Raw genomic sequence first — 15,914 nt, forward strand, 5'->3', positions numbered from 1 at the left:
GTATCGATGGCTGAAGTAACCCTCACCGACCTCGTCAAGCGCTTCGGCGACGTGGTCGCCGTGGACGGGGTCTCCCTCGACGTGCCGGACGAGAGCTTCACGGTCCTCGTCGGCCCGTCGGGGTGCGGCAAGACGACGACGCTGCGTCTCGTCGCCGGTCTCGAACGCGCCACCGACGGCACCATCGAAATCGGCGACGACGTGGTCAACGACAAGCGCGCCTACGAGCGGGACATCGCGATGGTGTTCCAGAACTACGCGCTCTACCCCCACAAGTCGGTCGAGGAGAACATGCGCTTCGGTCTCGAACAGCACGGTGTCGAGGAGGACATCATCGAGGAGCGCGTGGCCGAGGCGGCCGAACTCCTCCAGATAGGGGAACTGCTCGACCGCAGGCCCTCGGAACTGTCGGGCGGCCAGCAACAGCGCGTGGCCCTCGGCCGCGCCATCGTCCGGGAACCCGACGTGTTCCTGATGGACGAACCCCTCTCGAATCTGGACGCCAAACTCCGGGTCCAGATGCGCGCCGAACTCAACAAACTCCACGACAAGCTCTCGACCACGACGGTGTACGTCACCCACGACCAGGTCGAGGCGATGACGCTCGGCGACCAGATAGCGGTGATGGACGCCGGAGAGATTCAGCAGGTCGGACCGCCGACGTTCGTCTACGAGAACCCCCGGAACCGATTCGTCGCGGACTTCCTCGGGAGTCCCTCGATGAACTTCCTCGAAGGCGACCTCGAACGCCGCGACGGCCGGTTCTACCTCGACGTCGGTTCCATCGAACACGAGGTGCCCGCCGCGTACGACGACGCGCTCGCGGGCTACGACGGCGAACGCGTCGTGCTGGGCGTCCGACCCGAGGACGTGACGCTCCGACCGGACGGCATCCCGGTGACCGTGAACGTCGTCGAACCGCAGGGCGAGAAGACCGTCCTCGAACTCGACCTCGGCGACCAACCCATCAAGGCCTCGGTGGACCCCGGTGTCCCCGTCTCCTCGGACGACCGCGTGAGCGTCGAGTTCGACCGCGAGTCGGTCCACTACTTCGACGCGGCGACCGGCGAGTGCCTGACCTTCGACCCCGAGGACGAACCGTCGGTGGACACCGACTCGGCGGCCATCGCGAGTGGCGGCGAAACGTGAACGTCGAGCGCGTGAGCACGTCATCGGCGGTCCTGTTGGCCCTCGGCGGCGGTCTCACCGCGCTCGCCGCCGTGAACTACGCGGACGGCGTCTACGGCGGCGCGACGGTCGCCGGAATCGGCGGCGTCGTCGCGTTCGTCTTCGTCCTGCTGTTGGACTGACCGGACGCGCCCGAGCGAAAACAAAAAGGTTCCCGAACACTTCCACGCGGATAGCGAACAGGCCTACGCATGCTCCCAGCCGAACGTAAACGAGAAATCCGCGAGACCGTGACCGAGCGGGACGGGTGTTCCGTCGCCGAACTCGCCGAGATGCTCGACGTCTCGAAGGCGACCATCCGGCGGGACCTCCGCGACCTCGAAGACGAGGGACTCGTCGAGCGGTCTCACGGCGGTGCTCTCCCGGTTCGGACCGTCGCCAGCGAGCAGTCGTACAGTCAGCGCGGCGTCCAGAATCTGGAGGCCAAGCGGGCCATCGCGGCGCGCGCGCGTCAGGAGTTTCAGGACGAGCAGGTGGTCTTCTTCGACTCCGGGACGACGACCATGGAGGTCGCGAAGCGAGCGCCCGGCGACGTGGAGTTCATCGCGGCGACCAACTCCCCCATGCTCGCCCTCGAATTCGCGGACAACGGCCGCGACGTGAAACTGACCGGCGGCACTCTCCGCCAGCAGACCCGGGCGCTCGTGGGACCGACCGGCGAGTCGTTCATGGAACGGACGAACTTCGACCAGGTGTTTCTGGGGACGAACGCGGTGGACCCCGCCGCGGGTCTCACCACGCCGAACGAGGCCGAGGCCCGGATGAAGCAGTTGATGTGCGAGAAGTCCCAGCGCGTCGTGCTGGTGGCCGACGCGACCAAGTTCGGTCGCAAGAGCTTCGTCCAGTTCGCCGACATCGAGACGGTGGACCTCGTCATCACCGACGCGGAACTCGACGGCGAGATGCGCGAGGCGTTCGAGGCGGCGTCGGTCGACGTCGTCGACGGAGTCCGCGAATGATTCTGACGGTCACGCTGAACCCCGCGGTAGACCACACCATCAAACTCGACGGGTCGCTCGAAACCGGCGCGGTCAACCGGACGACGCTCGACCAGTACGACGCGGGCGGCAAGGGCATCAACGTCTCGAAGTACCTCGACGCCCTCGGCGTCGATACCGTCTCCAGCGGACTGGTCGGCGGACTGTTCGGCGACTTCGTGGAGCAGCAACTCTCGCGGACCAAGGTCCCCCACGACTTCGTAGAGATGTCGGGGTGTACCCGTCTGAACACGACGATTCTCTCGGCGGACGGCGAGTACAAGATAAACCAGTCGGGCCACCCGGTGAAGCGACGGACCGTGCGGGCCATCCTCGAACGGATTCGGGAGTACGACCCCGACACGGTGGTCGTCGCCGGGAGTCTGCCGCCGGGACTCGGTGCACCGACCATCGACACGATAGCTGAGGCGGGCGACTGGGACACCGCGGTGGACGTCGAAGGCGGCCTTCTCGACCGTCTGGAGGTCGAGTACGCCTACTGCAAACCCAACCGCGCGGAACTGGCGACCGCAACCGGGATGCCGACCGAGACGGTCGAGGAGTGCCGCGCGGCCGCTCGCGAACTCCAGTCAAAGGGGTTCCGCCGCGTGGTCGCGTCGCTCGATTCGGACGGGGCGATACTGGCCACCGAGGACGACGTGCTGTACGTCCCGGCACCGGAGGCCGACGTGGTGGACACGGTCGGCGCTGGCGACGCGCTGCTGGCGGGCGTGCTGAAGGCCGCCGCGGACGAGCGGTCGCCCGAGTACACGCTCCGGTACGGGGTCGCGGTGGCCGCGCGCGTGGTGGAGACGCCGGGGACCACGGTCCCGTCGCTGTCGAGCGTCTCCGAGGACGCCCGCTCGAACACGATGCGGTCGCTCTGAGCGAGTACGCTCGAACAGAAACGAACGAATTCAAAAACACTTTGCCCGTCCGCTCACACTTGACATCAAATACCATGGAAGACGCGTCTGTCGGGGGTCGCGCGACGCCTCGGTACGTCAGGGCCAACCTGATGACGGGCGTCACGTACATGATTCCGTTCGTCACCATCGCCGGGGTGTTTCAGGCAGTCGGCTACACCCTCGGGAACTCGACGACCATCGGCGGTGACATCGGCACGCTCTCGTGGTATCTGGTGACCGTCGGATCCATCGCGCTCAACGCCATGGTCCCCGTCCTCGGCGGGTTCGTCGCGTACGCGGTCGCCGACCGGCCGGGGTTCGCGCCGGGGTTCGTCCTCGCGGCGCTGGTCCACGACCCGCGCCTCGTTCAGGCCACCGCGACGCTGCTCGGCGTGGACACCGGCGACGCGCAGGCGGGGTACCTCGGCGCGCTCATTGTCGGCCTGCTCGCCGGGGTGACGACGGAGTGGGCGAAAGACCGCAACGCGCCGTCTGTCCTCCGTCCGATGCTCCCGGTCCTCGCCATCCCGGTCGGCGTCACCGCCGTCCTCGGTCCGGTCGCCCTGATTCTCGGCGTTCCGCTCGCGCTGACGATGAACTCCGTCGAGGCGCTGCTGCGCGGCGCGTCGCTCCCCGTCCTCGTCGCGGTGGGCGCGACCCTCGGCGCGATGATGGCACTGGACCTCGGCGGTCCCGTCAACAAGGTCGCGTACGTCTTCGCGGTCGGTCTCCTCCCCGAACTCATGTTCCGGCCGATGGCCGCGGTGATGGTCGCCGGGATGGTCCCGCCGCTGGGTCTGGCCGCCTCCCACCTGCTCGTCCCGAGTCGCTACCCGGACGTGGACCCGACTCAACCGAAGGCCGCGATAGTCGCCGGACTCTCGTTCGTCACCGAGGGAGCGCTGGCTTACACCACGCAGGACGCGGGCCGGTCCTCGCTCTCGTGCGTCGCGGGCGGTGCGGTCGGCGGTGCCGCGTCGATGGCCCTCGGCGTCACCATGCCCGCACCGCACGGCGGTCTCCTCGTCGTCCCGCTGGCGAACCGACCGATGGCGTTCCTCGGGTGCATCGCCCTCGGCGCGGCGACCACCGCCGTCGTCGCCACGGTCAGACGACCCAAGATTGATACACCGCGAACTCCGCAGGGGGAGTAACCGCCATGGACGCCGAGGATTTCGTCGTTCCCGCGCTCGTCACGCTCGAGGACCCGCCCGCCGAGCGACGGGCGTGCATCGACTTCTTACTCGACCTCGCAGTGGACGCTGGCCGCGTGACCGACCGAGCGACGGCGCGAGACGCGCTACTGGAACGGGAGTCGGTCTCGCCGACGGGACTGGGTCACGGGGTCGCGCTCCCGCACGCGCGGACCGAAGCCGTCACCGCCCCGACCGTGGCGTTCGCCCGGTCTGACCGCGGCGTCGATTTCGACGCCCCCGACGGCGAACCCGCGACGCTGCTCGTCTGTCTGCTCGCCCCGGCGGACGCCGACGAGGACCACCTCGCGGTGCTGAGTCGCCTCTCGCGGTCGCTCGCCGATTCGGCGTTCCGGGCGCGACTCGCCGAGGCCTCCTCTGAGCGAGTCGTCGTGAACGCGCTCCGGGAGGCGGTAGCGTGACCGAACGCCGGGTCGCCGTCGAGCGCGAGACCGGTCTCCACGCCAGACCCGCGCGAGCGGTCGCCGAGGCCGCCGCCGACTTCGAGGCGACCGTCACCGTCGCGTCCGGCGACCGGACCGCGCGGGCCGAGAGTCCGCTCGAACTCACCGCGCTCGGCGTCGAACGCGGCGAGGCGGTCGTCGTTCGCGCTCGCGGCGACGACGCGGAATCGGCGCTCGATGCGGTGGCCGACGTACTCGCGGGGGAGGACTCGTGACCGACCTCTGCGGCGTCGGCGTCGGCACGGGCGCGGCGACCGGGAGGGCGTTCTGGCTGACCCGCGACGCCTCGGACTCGCCCGACGCTCCGGACGCGTCCGATACCCAAGTCACGCGCGACACCCCCGACGCCTCCAGTCGGTCGCCGGACGCGGAGCGCGAGCGGTTCGAGCGCGCCCGCTCTCGGACCGTCGAGGAACTCCGCGACGAGCAGGAGCGCGCGGCCGCCGCGGTGGGGAAAGCCGCCGAAGACGTTCTCGCCACCCACGAGACGTTCCTCTACGACCCGGCGTTCGAGGAGCGCGTCGAGGAGGCCATCGAGGCCGACGAGACGGCCGAGCGCGCGGTCGCGAGCGCCCTCGAAGACTGGATAGAGGCGTTCGAGGACACCGGCGGCAAGACGGCCGCGCGCGCCGACGACCTCCGGGACCTGCGGGGGCGACTGCTCCGGGCGTTCCCCGGCGAGTCGGGGCGCTCGGTCCGAGGCGTCCCGCCGAACGCGGTGGTACTGGCCGAGCGACTCGAACCCAGTCAGGCCGTCCGCCTCGCCGAGGAGGGCGCCACCGGCGTCGCCACCGTCTCGGGGAGTCGGACCTCTCACGCCGCGATACTCCTCCGGTCGCGCGGCGTCCCGGCCGTGGTCGGCGTCGGCGAGGCGCTCCGGACCGTGGAGGAAGGCAGTCGCGTCGGCGTGGACGCGGCCGCGGGCCGCGTTACGCTCGCCCCCGGGGACGACGCCGACGCAGACTCACTCGCCCGAGAAACTCCGGGGGACGTCCGCACCGCGTCCGGAACGCCGCTCGCCGTGACCGCGAACGTCGGGTCGAGTCGGGAAGCGGCGGTCGCGCTGGAACGCGGCGCAGACGGCGTCGGCCTGTTCCGCAGCGAGTTCCTCGCGCTCCGGTCGGACGGCGTCCCCGACGTAGACGCCCAGACCGAGGCGTACGCCGCGGCGCTCGACCGGTTCCCCGAGGGCAGGGTCGCGGTACGGACGTTCGACTTCGGCGGGGACAAGCCGCTTCCGGGAACCGACGGGACCGGTCCCCGCGGCGTCGCCGGGTCGCTGGCGACCCCCGACCGCCACCGCGACCAACTCCGCGCGCTCTGTCGGGCCGCCGCCGACGGCGCGGGCGACCTCACCGTCGTCCTCCCGCACGTGACCCGCGTCGAGGAGGTGACGGCAGTCCGCGACCACCTCGACGCCGTGACCGACGAACTCGCCGAGGAGGGCGTCGCCTACGAGCGCCCCGACCTCGGCGTCATGGTGGAGACGCCCGCCGCCGTCGAACTCGCGCCCGAACTCGCCGACCGCGTCGCGTCGGTCTCGCTGGGAACCAACGACCTCGCGCGGTACGTCCTCGGGACGACGCGCGACGCCGACCCGGAGGCGACCGAACCCGCGGTGATTCGCGCCATCGAACGGGCCGTCGCCGCGGCGAACGACGCCGGCGTCCGCGTGCGGTGCTGCGGCGAAGCGGCGGCCGACCCCGACTTCGCGGCGATGCTCGTGGGGTTCGGCGTGACCGAGACGAGCGTGGCTCCCGACGCGGTGCCCGCCGTGCGACGCCGACTCGACGGCATCGACGCGGACGCCGCGGCGGTCGTCGCCGAGCGCGCGGCCGCGGCGAGTACGAAGAGTGAAGTGGATTCCCTCCTCAACCGAGAGTCATGAATCTCGTCGCAGTCACCGCGTGCCCCACCGGAATCGCCCACAGTCAGATGGGCGCGGAGTCGCTGGCGCAGGCCGCGACCGACGCCGGACACGCCGTCGAGGTCGAGGTCCACGGTGCGATGGGCACGGAGAACGAACTCGGGGAGGACGACCTGAAGCGGGCCGAGGCCGCCATCGTCGCGGCCGACGTTCGGGTGGACGTCGAGCGCTTCGCCGACCTCCCCACGGTCGTCGCTCCGGTCGGTGCGGCGGTGTCTGACCCCGACGCACTCGTCGAGCGCGCCGTCAGTCTGGGCCGCTCCGGAGAACCGACGACCGTCCGCATCGAGGACGAATCGACCGACGGGGAGAGTCGCGGTCTCGTCGACGGTCTCCGGCGACTGCTGGGGTAACCGACCGGGCGACGTTCTCCCGGTGCTGTCGTCCGCTCGCAGTTCTCTGGGCTGTTTCGACGGACGCGAGCGATAGTTCTCCGCTCGTCGAGTGGCTTCTCCCGACTCGTCGAACGCCGACGAAACTCCCCGATGTCACCGACGACGACCGGTGCGCCCTCTATAAATCTCATGTGGCGATAGCAATTCGTCCCGGCCCGCCTCACGACGGAGAACTGCGAGACTCTTCCGGCCGACGGTGGAGTCGTACTCGCCGAATCGAAGACCGGCGGTAGAGGCCGCGAGAATCCTCTCGAACAGCGTCCGACGGGGCCAGTCGACTTATCCTGTTCAGCGTCCAACGGGAAGACTGGGAGAGACTATGAGTGAAACGACCGACCGCGACAACGACAGCAGTGGATACGTCTCGGCGGTGACGGCCCTCGTCGGGGGATGGATAGTCCTCTCGGCGTTCGTCTACTCGCCGCCTGCGGCCAACTTCTGGAACGACATCGTCGTCGGTGCCGCCATCGGTATCATCGCGGGCTACAACGCCCTCAAGACCGACGACGTAGAGGGAATCAACACCGGAGCGGCGTCGCTGGTCGCGCTGCTCGGTCTCTGGATGGTCGTCGCACCGTTCGTCTTCGAGACGGTCCTCGAAGGCGCGTTCTGGAGCGACGTCGTCAGCGGTGCCATCGTCGCCGTCCTCGCCGGATACAACGCGTACCAGTCCCGGGGAACCGAGCGGCGCACCCCGACCGCCGAAGCCGACACCCGATAGCCGGTTTCCGTCCGCCATTTTTGGACCGACCGAGTCCGGCGTTCCGACCCCAGACCGCCGACCGCAAGCCTTTCGGCCCCGCGCTCCGCCGTATCGGGCATGGTGCTTCCCGAGGGGTTCGCGCTCCCACCGATGCCGTATCTGGTCGGCCTGTTGGCGGCGGTGGCGCTGGTCGGCGCGGCGCTCGCCCGGACCGACCCGCTCGTCTCCGAACGGACCGTCCTCGCGCTAGCGCCGTGGGTCCTCGTGGGGTCGAGCCTCCACGCGCTGTTCGTTCTCGAATGGGTGCCAGAAGCGGTCAGACCGCTGCTCGGCACGCCCTCGGTCTACCTGTCCACGTTCGTCGTCGCCGGAGTCGTCTGGCTCGCCGCGATTCGGTCCGACGTGGACTCCGAGCGCACCTTGGCGGCCGTCGGAACGCTGGTCGCGCTCGCGGTGGTCGGCTACGCGCTCGGCCGGGGCGTCGAGGGCGGACTCCGACTGTTCTGGCCGCTGGTCGGCCTGCTCGTGGCGGTGCTGCTCGCCGGGGCGCTCTGGGGCGCGACCCGGTGGACGCGTCCGAGCGTGACCGCCGCGACGGGTGCGGTCGGCGCGCTGGCGCTGTTCGGCCACGCGCTCGACGCGGTTTCGACCGCCGTGGGCGTGGACCTGCTCGGGTTCGGCGAGCGAACGCCAGTCTCGCGGGCGGTCCTCGAACTGGCGGCGTCGCTCCCGACCGCCGAGACCATCGGCGTCGGCTGGCTGTTCGTCCTCGTGAAACTCGCTATCGCCGAGTTAGTGGTCGTCCTCTTCGCGGACTTCGTTCGAGAGGACCCCCAACAGGGCTTTCTCCTGCTCGGGGCCGTCGCCGCGGTCGGACTGGGACCGGGCGCGCACAACCTACTCCTGTTCGTCGTGACGGGCTAACGCGGCGACGAATCGACGGTTCGGGGACTGACTCGCCTTCCGTCGCGCGCTGACTCGGTCCCACTCTGTTCGCTCCGAATGACGGACTCGAACAGCAGTCGAACCCCGGCCTCGCCGACCCACCAGTGTTTTGACGGACGGGTGCATACCGTGGCGGTATGTCGTGTGCAAATCGCCGCCACAGTCGCCAGCCATGGTCGAAGTAGTCACCGCCGGACACGTCAACTGGGACGTGACCCTCCGGGTCGATGCCCTCCCGAACCCCGACGGCGAGGCCCGAATCGACTCCCAGCGTCGGTCCGGCGGCGGGAGCGCCGCCAACGTCGCGGTCGCGCTGGCGGGCATGGCGTTCGACGCCGGACTGGTCGGCAGCGTCGGCGACGACGAGACCGGCGAGTTCGCCCGCCGGGAGTTGCAGGACGCGGGCGTGGACTGCTCGCACCTGTTGGAAGTCGCCGACAGCGAGACGACCACGAAGTACCTCATCGTGGACGAGGACGGCGAGGTCATGGTCCTCGGCAACGAGGGCGCGAACGAGGCGGTCACGCCCGCCGACGTGGACCCCGAGTACGTCGCCAGCGGCGACCACCTCCACCTGACCAGCCAGCGGCCCGACACGGCCGCGGAACTGGCGCGCATCGCCACCGACGCGGGCCTGAGCGTGAGTTTCGACCCCGGCCGACGCCTCGACGAGCGCGACTTCGACGAGGCGCTGGCGTACTCCGACGTCCTCTTCCTCAACGACCGCGAGGCCCGGACCCTGTTGGACAGCGACCTCGAACACCCCTCGTCGGAACTCCACGGCCGCGTCGTCGTCATCAAGCAGGGCGAGGACGGCGCGCAGGTGGACACGCCCGAGGCGTCGTTCGAGCATCCGGGGTTCGACGCCGAGGCGGTCGATACCACGGGCGCGGGCGACGCCTTCGCCGCGGGATTCCTCGCGGTGCTGCTGCGGGGCGGCGGCGTCCTCGGGCCGGACACCGACTACGAGCGCGCGCTGGAGTTCGCCAACGCCTGCGGGGCGCTGGCCGCGATGGAGGAGGGCGCGCGGACCGCACCGGCGTTCGGCGAAGCGGAGGCGTTCCTCGACGAGCAGTACTCCGGAGGGGTTTGACGCCCCATCAAACGCCGTGTTTTCAGCGGTTCCTGACTCGTTGATTTATACAGTCTCACTTCGTGAGGCCCTCCCGTGACCTACCGCTCCGACCCACCGAAACTCCTCGAGGAGAGCATCCTCGAACTCGAAGACTACCTCGCAATGCAGCGAGCGGTCAGCGAGGAGACTCGCTACCGAATCGTCGCACAACTCCTTCGAGAGGGCGAGACGAGTGCGAAGGAACTCGCCGAGGCGCTCGACGTACCTTCGAACAAACTCCACTACCACCTCGACAAACTCGTGGACGTCGGCGTCGTAGCCAATCGCGTCGAGAACGAACGCGGGGCCGACGGTCTCTACTCCTACTACGTCGCCACGTCGCTCGGCGAAGCCGTGATGGAACACGGTATCGGCGAACTGATTCGGACCGAGTGGGACGCTCACGACCGCTACGCCTAGGTGTTCCCACTCACACCCAGTATCGCGCCGCAATGGGGGCACTCCCAGACGTTGCGCGAACTCAGAAATCCGCCCGCCGAGGCGTCGCTCTTGGTTAACTCCTCTACCTCCTCGCCGCAATCGGGACAGTGGCCCATACGCCGAGTGTTCAGACGGAAGACAAATAGCTTCCGAGGTCGCGAACCCGCACGCTTTTTCTCCCTCTCCCGAGAACCCACGCGCATGGCGAAGCAACCCCATCTTCTCGTGGAAGAAGGCGACGTGAACGACATCGCGCTCATCCCCGGCGACCCCGGTCGAGTGGACCGCATCGCCGGTCTCTGCGACGACTCCGAGGTCGTCGCCGAGAACCGCGAGTACAAGGTGGTCAACGCGACCTACGAGGGCACCGACCTCACCATCTGCTCGACCGGTATCGGCTGTCCCTCCGCGGCCATCGCCGTCGAGGAACTCCACAACGTGGGCGTCGAGACCGTGATTCGGGTCGGGACGACCGGCGCGCTCCAGGAGGGCATCGAAATCGGCGACATGATAGTCGCCACCGGCGCGGCGAAGAACGAGGGCACGAGCAAGCGATACGAGTCGGTCGAGTACCCCGCGGTGCCCGACTACGGCGTCCTCTCGGCGCTGGTCGATTCCGCCGAGGCGAACGACGAGGACGTTCACGTCGGTCCCATCGCGAGCGACGACGCCTTCTACGCCGAGACCGACGAGTACGTCGAGGAGTGGGAAGCGGCTAACATCCTCTCGGTCGAGATGGAGGCCGCGGCCGTCTTCTCGCTGACTCGACGGCGCGACATGCGGGCCGGAGCCATCTGCACCGTGGACGGCAACCTCGTGGAGGGCACCCAGAAGGGCGAGACCGAGGACGAGGAACTCCCCGAGAAGGCCAAGAACAACGTCGAGCGCGCGATTCGCATCACGCTCGACGCCGTGGTCGAACTCGCGGCGTAGTCGCCTCGGTCGGCCCGCGCGTCTCCGAGCGTCTTCTCCGAGCGAACAGATATTTGAGTCGAGCGCGACGACGTGTCGGTAATGTTGGACGGTCTGCGCTCGCGCTATCACGCGGTTCTCCGGCGCGTGCGTCGGTTCGAGCGGCGCGAGGTCCGGGAGTTCCGCCGGTGGATAGAACACACCGCGAACCTCATCCACCTCTCGATTCTGCTCGTCGTTCCGCTGGTCATCGCGGCCGTCACCGCCGTCTCGAACTCCGTGGATATGCTCCCGTTCGTCCTCTTCCCGCCGCTGGCGTCGGGCACCTTCACCCTCTTCGCGGAACCGGAGGGCGAGTACGCCTCGCCCGCGAAGTTCGTCGGCGGACTCACCGCCGGGGCGCTCTGCGGGACCCTCGCCATCTGGGTCGGCCTCCAGACGTCGATGCGCGACCCCCTCGGCGCGAGTCAGTTGGTCGTCTCGCCCGTCGAGGCGGCGCTGGCCATCTTCCTCACGGGCGGCGTGACGTGGGCGCTCGACTTCGAGGAACCCTCGGCGTTCTCGACCGCACTGCTGGCGCTCATCGCGCCCGCGTTCTCCAATTCGGCCGGATTCGAGGAGTTCTTCCTCCAGTTCGTCGCGTCCGTCTTCCTCGCCAGCAGTATCGTCGCCGTGACGTTCCACGTCTGGCGCGAGCAGTTCTACGAGCGCCGGTCGCAGTTCCTCTACCAGTCCACCAACGGCGACGACCACGTCCTCGTCCCGATGCGCGGCGAGGGGAGTCGGACCGCGGCCACGTTCGGCGCGCGCCTCGCGGCGGCCCACGACGCCGGGAAGGTCGTACTGCTCGACGTGGTGGACGAGGCAGCAATCGAAGCGGCCGAACGGACCGTGCAGGTCCCGACCGAGATGGCCGGGACCGAGTTAGTGGACCCGGATGCGGCAGAGGCCGAAGGCGTGGAGACCGAGGAGGTGCAGGTCGCCGAGGAGTCGGCCCAGCGCTTGGAGACCGAGGCCAACCGCATCGAGACCGAGGTCGGCGTCCCCTGCGAGGTGGTCGTGGTCGGCGACGGCGAGAACCTCGCGCGGACCGTCCTGAAGGCGGCCCGCGAGACGAACTGCGACCTCGTAGTCACGCCGTACGAGGAGGAACGGGGCAGTCTGTCGGAGTTCGTCCGCGGCCTGTTCCGGAGCGACATCGACGCCATCGCGTTCCGGTCGGGCGGCGAGTCGCGGGACCGATGGAAGCGAGTGCTGGTCCCGGTCCGGCGGCCGGGCGACACCGCCCACGCGATGATAGACTTCGCGCGGCGACTGACCGGTCTCGCCGGGAGCATCAGCGTCTGCACCTGCATCGACCGCGAGAACGAGCGCCGGTCGGCCGAGACGACGCTCGCCAACCTCGTGGAGACGTTCGAGGGGTCGTTCGAGACTCGGGTGTCGCGGGCGTCAATCGAGTCGTTCCTGTCGGCCAACGACACCTACTACGACCTCACCATCTTGGGCGCGAGTACCGACCGGTCGGCCGCTTCGCGGTTCGTCTCCCCGCCGACGTTCGAGCGCTTGCACGACCTGGAGTGTGACGTGGCTATCGTTCACCGAGGGTAGTCGTGCAAGCGCTCGCGGGAAGCCTGCACGACCTGGAGTGTGACGTAGCTATCGTTCACCGAGGATAGTCGTGCAAGCGCTCGCGGGGTGCCGTCTTCCGACGACCGCAGAATGCCGACGAAACTGTGGGTTATCGCACCGAGACGACTAATACCCAAATAATATACGGACACAGTTTATCTTATTTATCGAAGGAGTAACTCAAATGGGAATTCTTGATTCGTTTGGCGCACTAGTGAGTAGTATCGTCGCGGCAGTCGTGATGCTGGTCTTCGCCGTGCTGAGTTTCTTCGTCACGGTGTTCATCGTGCAGACGGGGGCCGGAATCGCCGGGTTCTCGCCGAGCGGCGACTTCGTCGTGCTGTCCGCGGCGATTCTCTCGACGGGTGCCATCGTCGCCGGGGCCACGCCGATGACGAGCCTCAGCGGCGTCACCGAGTAGCGTTTCACTCGGTCGCTGGCGACCGGCGCATCGAACGACGGACGCTTCGCATCTCGAAAAATATCTTGCTCTGATACGACACAGCCACCTCCCGCAGACTCGTCTTCGCGCGGAACGCTATCCGAACCCCTCGGACTCGATACGGGACTGGGGGATACCGAGTCGCTCGGCGGCCGTCACGAGACTGTAGACCATCGCGTTGATACCGCAGGCGTACACCTCGCTGTTCGTCGGGTCGAGGCGGGCCTCGACGCCGGACTGAGGCGTTTCGCGGAGCCAGCGTTCGAGTTCTTCGCCCAGTCCGGCGGTCACGGTCGTCGGGTCGGTGTGCTTGAGCAAGGCGTGCTGGACGTAGTCGGTCTCGCCGTCCCACTCCGAGAGGACGGGTTCGCGGCTCAGGCACGGCACGAAGTGGAAGTTCTCCCGCTGGCGCTGGAGTCGGCGAAACACGTCGAGATACGGGAGGTCGTCGCGCCACGCCGCCCCGAGGAACAGCCAGACGTCCCGTCTGTCGCCCTCGTACTCGTCCCGGCCGGTCTCGAAGACGTACTCTATCATGCTCTTGAGCGGCGCGACCCCCGTCCCGGTGGCGAGGAACACCATGTCGCGCGGGGAGTGGTCCTGCAGGACGAGGTCGCCGTACGGTCCCCGAATCGTCAGTTCGTCGCCGACCGCGAGGTCGGCGCATATCTGGGGCGAGAGGCGACCGCCCGGAATCCGCCGGACGCAGATTTCGAGTTCGTCCTCCGTGGGCGAGTTCGCCAGCGAGTACGCCCGCGACGTGCCGTCGTACCGGAGTCCGACGTACTGTCCCGCGAGGAAATCCACGTCCGTCTCCGTGCGGAAGCGGGCGCTGGTGAGCATCGGTTTCGGTCTCTCGACCCGTTCGGCGAGCGTCGCGACTCGCCGAGCGACGCCCGGGTAGTCGTCGCGCGCGAGTCGCGTGGATACCCGTTCGCAGTCCTCGCGTCTCTCGACGGGACCGTACTCGCGAGTCAGGCCGTGTTCGTCGAGTAATCGAGAGACTGCGGCCGTGACCTCCGACCGTCGGTCGCGGTCCATTCTGGTAACGCTCGTAACCTGCGCGGACTCGGTGATGAGCGGAAGGTCCGCGATGGCGTCGTGTTGGGACGCGTGTTCCCGTACCGGTACTGCCATATCCAACGCCGGGACCGGAGGTGGAAATACGTAGCGATAGCCGACGGATGCTGCGCTCGCCGGTTCTCTCTACGGGCGCTCCTACGCGACTCCGACCGCCGGATACGCCCCGACGACGCCGGAGGCGGCGTTCGTCGGCGAGTCGCGTCGGTCGAACGCGTCGGTCGGTGGCGACCGAAGCGCTCGCGCCGCCGAGACGTCGCCGTCTTCGCGAATCACGACGACCGTCACGTCCTGCTGGGTCCGCCGTTCGATTCGTTCCCGGAGGGATTCCGCCGTGTTCGCCGAACCACCGACGGTCCGAATCGTTACCGTCGAGGGGTGTCGGAGGAAGAGTTCGGTCCGGTACGAGAACTCGACCGAGAGGACCTGCGCGTCCGTCTCGGACGTGATGTCGCCGACCGTCTGCTCGAACTCCGTGTTCTCCGAGATGTTGACGGTCGTGACGGCGAGCGACGACGAGAGGACGAGGACGGCCGCGAGGAGCAAGGCCGCGCGCCGGACGACCGCCCGGCGGGCGGTTCGCTCGGCGACCCAGTGTTTCGGCCGGTAACCCTGAACCCAGAGCGTGGCGAGACTCGCGACGTTGATGGAGAGGACGTTGATGAGGACGAGAATGGCCGCGCTCACCGCGGCGGTCACGTCGCCGTAGGCGATACCGAGACCGACCGTCGCCGCCGGTGGGATGAGGGCGACCGCGATGGCGACGCCGACGAGCGCGACGCTCGTCGTGCTGGTGAGCGACATCGCACCGGCCACGCCCGCGCCGAGCGCGACCACGAGCGCGAGGGCACCCGGATTGATTCGCTCCGCGACCTGCCCGATGAGTCGAATCTCGGCGTGGGGTAGGAACGTCGCGCGGACGAGGCCGCCGAACGCGGCGGCGCTCCCGACCGCGACGAGCAGGCCCGCGAACTGCGCCTTCACGCTCGTCCGAAAGAGGTCGTCCTCGTCGAGGATGCTGCCCACGCTCGCGGCGATTGCCGGACCGATGAGCGGGGCGATGACCATCGACCCCACGACGACCGCTGCGCTGTTCATCAGGAGACCGGCGGTCGCGATAATCGTACTCAGAACCGTGAAGACCACGTAGTTGGCCGTAATCGGCGCTATCTCCGCGGCCCGCGCGCGGAGTTCCTCCCGCGCGATTCGACCGTTCGTCTCCTCGATGGTCTCCTCGGCCGTCGGTCCGTCGTGTCGCTGGCGCTCGAACCGGTCCGAGAGGACCGTTTCGAGTTTGCTGACCGTCACGTACCCCTTCCGTTGGACGCCGATAGCCCGGAGGTCGTCCAGAAGCGCCTCCACGTCTTCGGGTTCCGTGGGGACGAACACGAGCGCCGCGTAGTCGCGCCCCGACGTCTCGTCGGTGAGAAAGTAATCGACGTCGGCCTCCGACAGCACCGACTCGACGCCGTCGCGCTTGCCGACGGGCACGGCGATCTGGAGGAATCGCATATCAGGGTGCTACCGTCCCGGCTCAAATAACCTTGGGAATCGCGGAATAGAAACGCTACTCGGTGACGGTGACCCGCGACTATC

General features: G+C 68.5%; 19 protein-coding genes. 16 read left to right on the plus strand and 3 right to left on the minus strand.

All coding sequences use genetic code 11. The features are described 5' to 3' along the window. The first annotated feature begins 6 nt into the window (after nucleotides 1-6). The 13 genes from NGM06_RS00635 (at nucleotide 7) to NGM06_RS00695 (ending at nucleotide 10,234) form a co-directional block, all read left to right on the plus strand. Nucleotides 7-1,149, plus strand: coding sequence for an ABC transporter ATP-binding protein (locus NGM06_RS00635; RefSeq protein ID WP_254268446.1), 1,143 nt, complete (start codon nucleotides 7-9; stop codon nucleotides 1,147-1,149). An 11-nt stretch (nucleotides 1,150-1,160) separates the two neighbouring features. Beyond that, nucleotides 1,161-1,310, plus strand: coding sequence for a hypothetical protein (locus NGM06_RS00640; protein WP_254268447.1), 150 nt, complete (start codon nucleotides 1,161-1,163; stop codon nucleotides 1,308-1,310). A 69-nt stretch (nucleotides 1,311-1,379) separates the two neighbouring features. Continuing rightward, on the plus strand, nucleotides 1,380-2,147 hold the full coding sequence (glpR, locus tag NGM06_RS00645; protein WP_254268448.1) for an HTH-type transcriptional regulator GlpR: 768 nt from the start codon (nucleotides 1,380-1,382) through the stop codon (nucleotides 2,145-2,147). Continuing rightward, complete coding sequence (gene pfkB / locus NGM06_RS00650) at nucleotides 2,144-3,052, plus strand: 1-phosphofructokinase (protein ID WP_254268449.1); 909 nt, start codon at nucleotides 2,144-2,146, stop codon at nucleotides 3,050-3,052. The genes glpR and pfkB overlap by 4 nt, the downstream gene beginning before the upstream one ends. Before the next feature lie 74 nt (nucleotides 3,053-3,126). Next, complete coding sequence (locus NGM06_RS00655) at nucleotides 3,127-4,227, plus strand: PTS fructose transporter subunit IIC (RefSeq protein WP_254268450.1); 1,101 nt, start codon at nucleotides 3,127-3,129, stop codon at nucleotides 4,225-4,227. A 5-nt stretch (nucleotides 4,228-4,232) separates the two neighbouring features. Next, nucleotides 4,233-4,688, plus strand: a complete 456-nt coding sequence (locus NGM06_RS00660) for a PTS sugar transporter subunit IIA (protein ID WP_254268451.1) — start codon at nucleotides 4,233-4,235, stop codon at nucleotides 4,686-4,688. Next, on the plus strand, nucleotides 4,685-4,945 hold the full coding sequence (locus NGM06_RS00665) for an HPr family phosphocarrier protein (RefSeq protein WP_254268452.1): 261 nt from the start codon (nucleotides 4,685-4,687) through the stop codon (nucleotides 4,943-4,945). The genes NGM06_RS00660 and NGM06_RS00665 overlap by 4 nt, the downstream gene beginning before the upstream one ends. Then, nucleotides 4,942-6,618 (plus strand): putative PEP-binding protein, encoded by a 1,677-nt coding sequence (locus tag NGM06_RS00670; RefSeq protein WP_254268453.1) that lies wholly within the window; start codon nucleotides 4,942-4,944, stop codon nucleotides 6,616-6,618. Before NGM06_RS00665 ends, NGM06_RS00670 begins: the two co-directional genes overlap by 4 nt. Beyond that, a complete protein-coding gene (locus NGM06_RS00675; protein WP_254268454.1) occupies nucleotides 6,615-7,010 on the plus strand; it encodes a PTS fructose transporter subunit IIB in 396 nt (131 codons plus the stop codon). The genes NGM06_RS00670 and NGM06_RS00675 overlap by 4 nt, the downstream gene beginning before the upstream one ends. Nucleotides 7,011-7,371: 361 nt before the next feature. Then, nucleotides 7,372-7,773: an SPW repeat protein gene (locus tag NGM06_RS00680; protein WP_254268455.1), complete on the plus strand. Its 402-nt coding sequence runs from the start codon at nucleotides 7,372-7,374 to the stop codon at nucleotides 7,771-7,773. A gap of 99 nt (nucleotides 7,774-7,872) precedes the next feature. Further along, a complete protein-coding gene (locus NGM06_RS00685; RefSeq protein WP_254268456.1) occupies nucleotides 7,873-8,679 on the plus strand; it encodes a DUF63 family protein in 807 nt (268 codons plus the stop codon). 193 nt (nucleotides 8,680-8,872) lie between these two features. Continuing rightward, entirely contained in the window at nucleotides 8,873-9,793 is a 921-nt protein-coding gene (locus NGM06_RS00690; RefSeq protein WP_254268457.1) for an ATP-dependent ribose-1-phosphate kinase, read from the plus strand. A 75-nt stretch (nucleotides 9,794-9,868) separates the two neighbouring features. Beyond that, nucleotides 9,869-10,234: an ArsR/SmtB family transcription factor gene (locus tag NGM06_RS00695; RefSeq protein WP_254268458.1), complete on the plus strand. Its 366-nt coding sequence runs from the start codon at nucleotides 9,869-9,871 to the stop codon at nucleotides 10,232-10,234. Here the strand turns inward: NGM06_RS00695 and NGM06_RS00700 are convergent. Then, complete coding sequence (locus tag NGM06_RS00700) at nucleotides 10,231-10,371, minus strand: hypothetical protein (RefSeq protein ID WP_254268459.1); 141 nt, start codon at nucleotides 10,369-10,371, stop codon at nucleotides 10,231-10,233. The two genes, NGM06_RS00695 and NGM06_RS00700, sit on opposite strands and share 4 nt — an antisense overlap. Before the next feature lie 85 nt (nucleotides 10,372-10,456). Here NGM06_RS00700 and NGM06_RS00705 point away from each other — a divergent pair, with 85 nt between their 5' ends. From NGM06_RS00705 to NGM06_RS00715, 3 genes are all read left to right on the plus strand, one after another. Next, complete coding sequence (locus NGM06_RS00705) at nucleotides 10,457-11,188, plus strand: guanosine phosphorylase (protein ID WP_254268460.1); 732 nt, start codon at nucleotides 10,457-10,459, stop codon at nucleotides 11,186-11,188. An 81-nt stretch (nucleotides 11,189-11,269) separates the two neighbouring features. Then, nucleotides 11,270-12,775: an HPP family protein gene (locus tag NGM06_RS00710; protein ID WP_254268461.1), complete on the plus strand. Its 1,506-nt coding sequence runs from the start codon at nucleotides 11,270-11,272 to the stop codon at nucleotides 12,773-12,775. A 205-nt stretch (nucleotides 12,776-12,980) separates the two neighbouring features. Continuing rightward, complete coding sequence (locus NGM06_RS00715) at nucleotides 12,981-13,217, plus strand: hypothetical protein (RefSeq protein WP_368410458.1); 237 nt, start codon at nucleotides 12,981-12,983, stop codon at nucleotides 13,215-13,217. A 117-nt stretch (nucleotides 13,218-13,334) separates the two neighbouring features. Here the strand turns inward: NGM06_RS00715 and NGM06_RS00720 are convergent, their stop codons facing one another. Further along, a complete protein-coding gene (locus NGM06_RS00720) occupies nucleotides 13,335-14,375 on the minus strand; it encodes an FAD-binding oxidoreductase (protein ID WP_254268463.1) in 1,041 nt (346 codons plus the stop codon). Between the two features lie 81 nt (nucleotides 14,376-14,456). Further along, nucleotides 14,457-15,830 carry a TIGR00341 family protein gene (locus NGM06_RS00725; RefSeq protein ID WP_254268464.1) on the minus strand — a complete coding sequence of 458 codons (1,374 nt, stop codon included), beginning with the start codon at nucleotides 15,828-15,830 and terminating at the stop codon, nucleotides 14,457-14,459. Nucleotides 15,831-15,914 lie beyond the last annotated feature (84 nt).

The sequence above is a fragment of the Halorussus aquaticus genome, from assembly GCF_024218795.1.
GTDB lineage: Archaea > Halobacteriota > Halobacteria > Halobacteriales > Haladaptataceae > Halorussus > Halorussus aquaticus.

Excerpts from the sequence above, each read along its gene's own strand:
- NGM06_RS00680 (WP_254268455.1), top strand. The coding sequence starts at position 7,372 with ATGAGTGAAACGACCGACCGCGACAACGACAGCAGTGGATACGTCTCG.
- NGM06_RS00690 (WP_254268457.1), top strand. The coding sequence starts at position 8,873 with ATGGTCGAAGTAGTCACCGCCGGACACGTCAACTGGGACGTGACCCTC.
- NGM06_RS00720 (WP_254268463.1), bottom strand. The coding sequence starts at position 14,375 with ATGGCAGTACCGGTACGGGAACACGCGTCCCAACACGACGCCATCGCG.
- pfkB (WP_254268449.1), top strand. The coding sequence starts at position 2,144 with ATGATTCTGACGGTCACGCTGAACCCCGCGGTAGACCACACCATCAAA.
- NGM06_RS00655 (WP_254268450.1), top strand. The coding sequence starts at position 3,127 with ATGGAAGACGCGTCTGTCGGGGGTCGCGCGACGCCTCGGTACGTCAGG.
- NGM06_RS00675 (WP_254268454.1), top strand. The coding sequence starts at position 6,615 with ATGAATCTCGTCGCAGTCACCGCGTGCCCCACCGGAATCGCCCACAGT.
- NGM06_RS00660 (WP_254268451.1), top strand. The coding sequence starts at position 4,233 with ATGGACGCCGAGGATTTCGTCGTTCCCGCGCTCGTCACGCTCGAGGAC.
- glpR (WP_254268448.1), top strand. The coding sequence starts at position 1,380 with ATGCTCCCAGCCGAACGTAAACGAGAAATCCGCGAGACCGTGACCGAG.
- NGM06_RS00685 (WP_254268456.1), top strand. The coding sequence starts at position 7,873 with ATGGTGCTTCCCGAGGGGTTCGCGCTCCCACCGATGCCGTATCTGGTC.
- NGM06_RS00635 (WP_254268446.1), top strand. The coding sequence starts at position 7 with ATGGCTGAAGTAACCCTCACCGACCTCGTCAAGCGCTTCGGCGACGTG.
- NGM06_RS00715 (WP_368410458.1), top strand. The coding sequence starts at position 12,981 with ATGGGAATTCTTGATTCGTTTGGCGCACTAGTGAGTAGTATCGTCGCG.
- NGM06_RS00705 (WP_254268460.1), top strand. The coding sequence starts at position 10,457 with ATGGCGAAGCAACCCCATCTTCTCGTGGAAGAAGGCGACGTGAACGAC.
- NGM06_RS00710 (WP_254268461.1), top strand. The coding sequence starts at position 11,270 with ATGTTGGACGGTCTGCGCTCGCGCTATCACGCGGTTCTCCGGCGCGTG.
- NGM06_RS00725 (WP_254268464.1), bottom strand. The coding sequence starts at position 15,830 with ATGCGATTCCTCCAGATCGCCGTGCCCGTCGGCAAGCGCGACGGCGTC.
- NGM06_RS00700 (WP_254268459.1), bottom strand. The coding sequence starts at position 10,371 with ATGGGCCACTGTCCCGATTGCGGCGAGGAGGTAGAGGAGTTAACCAAG.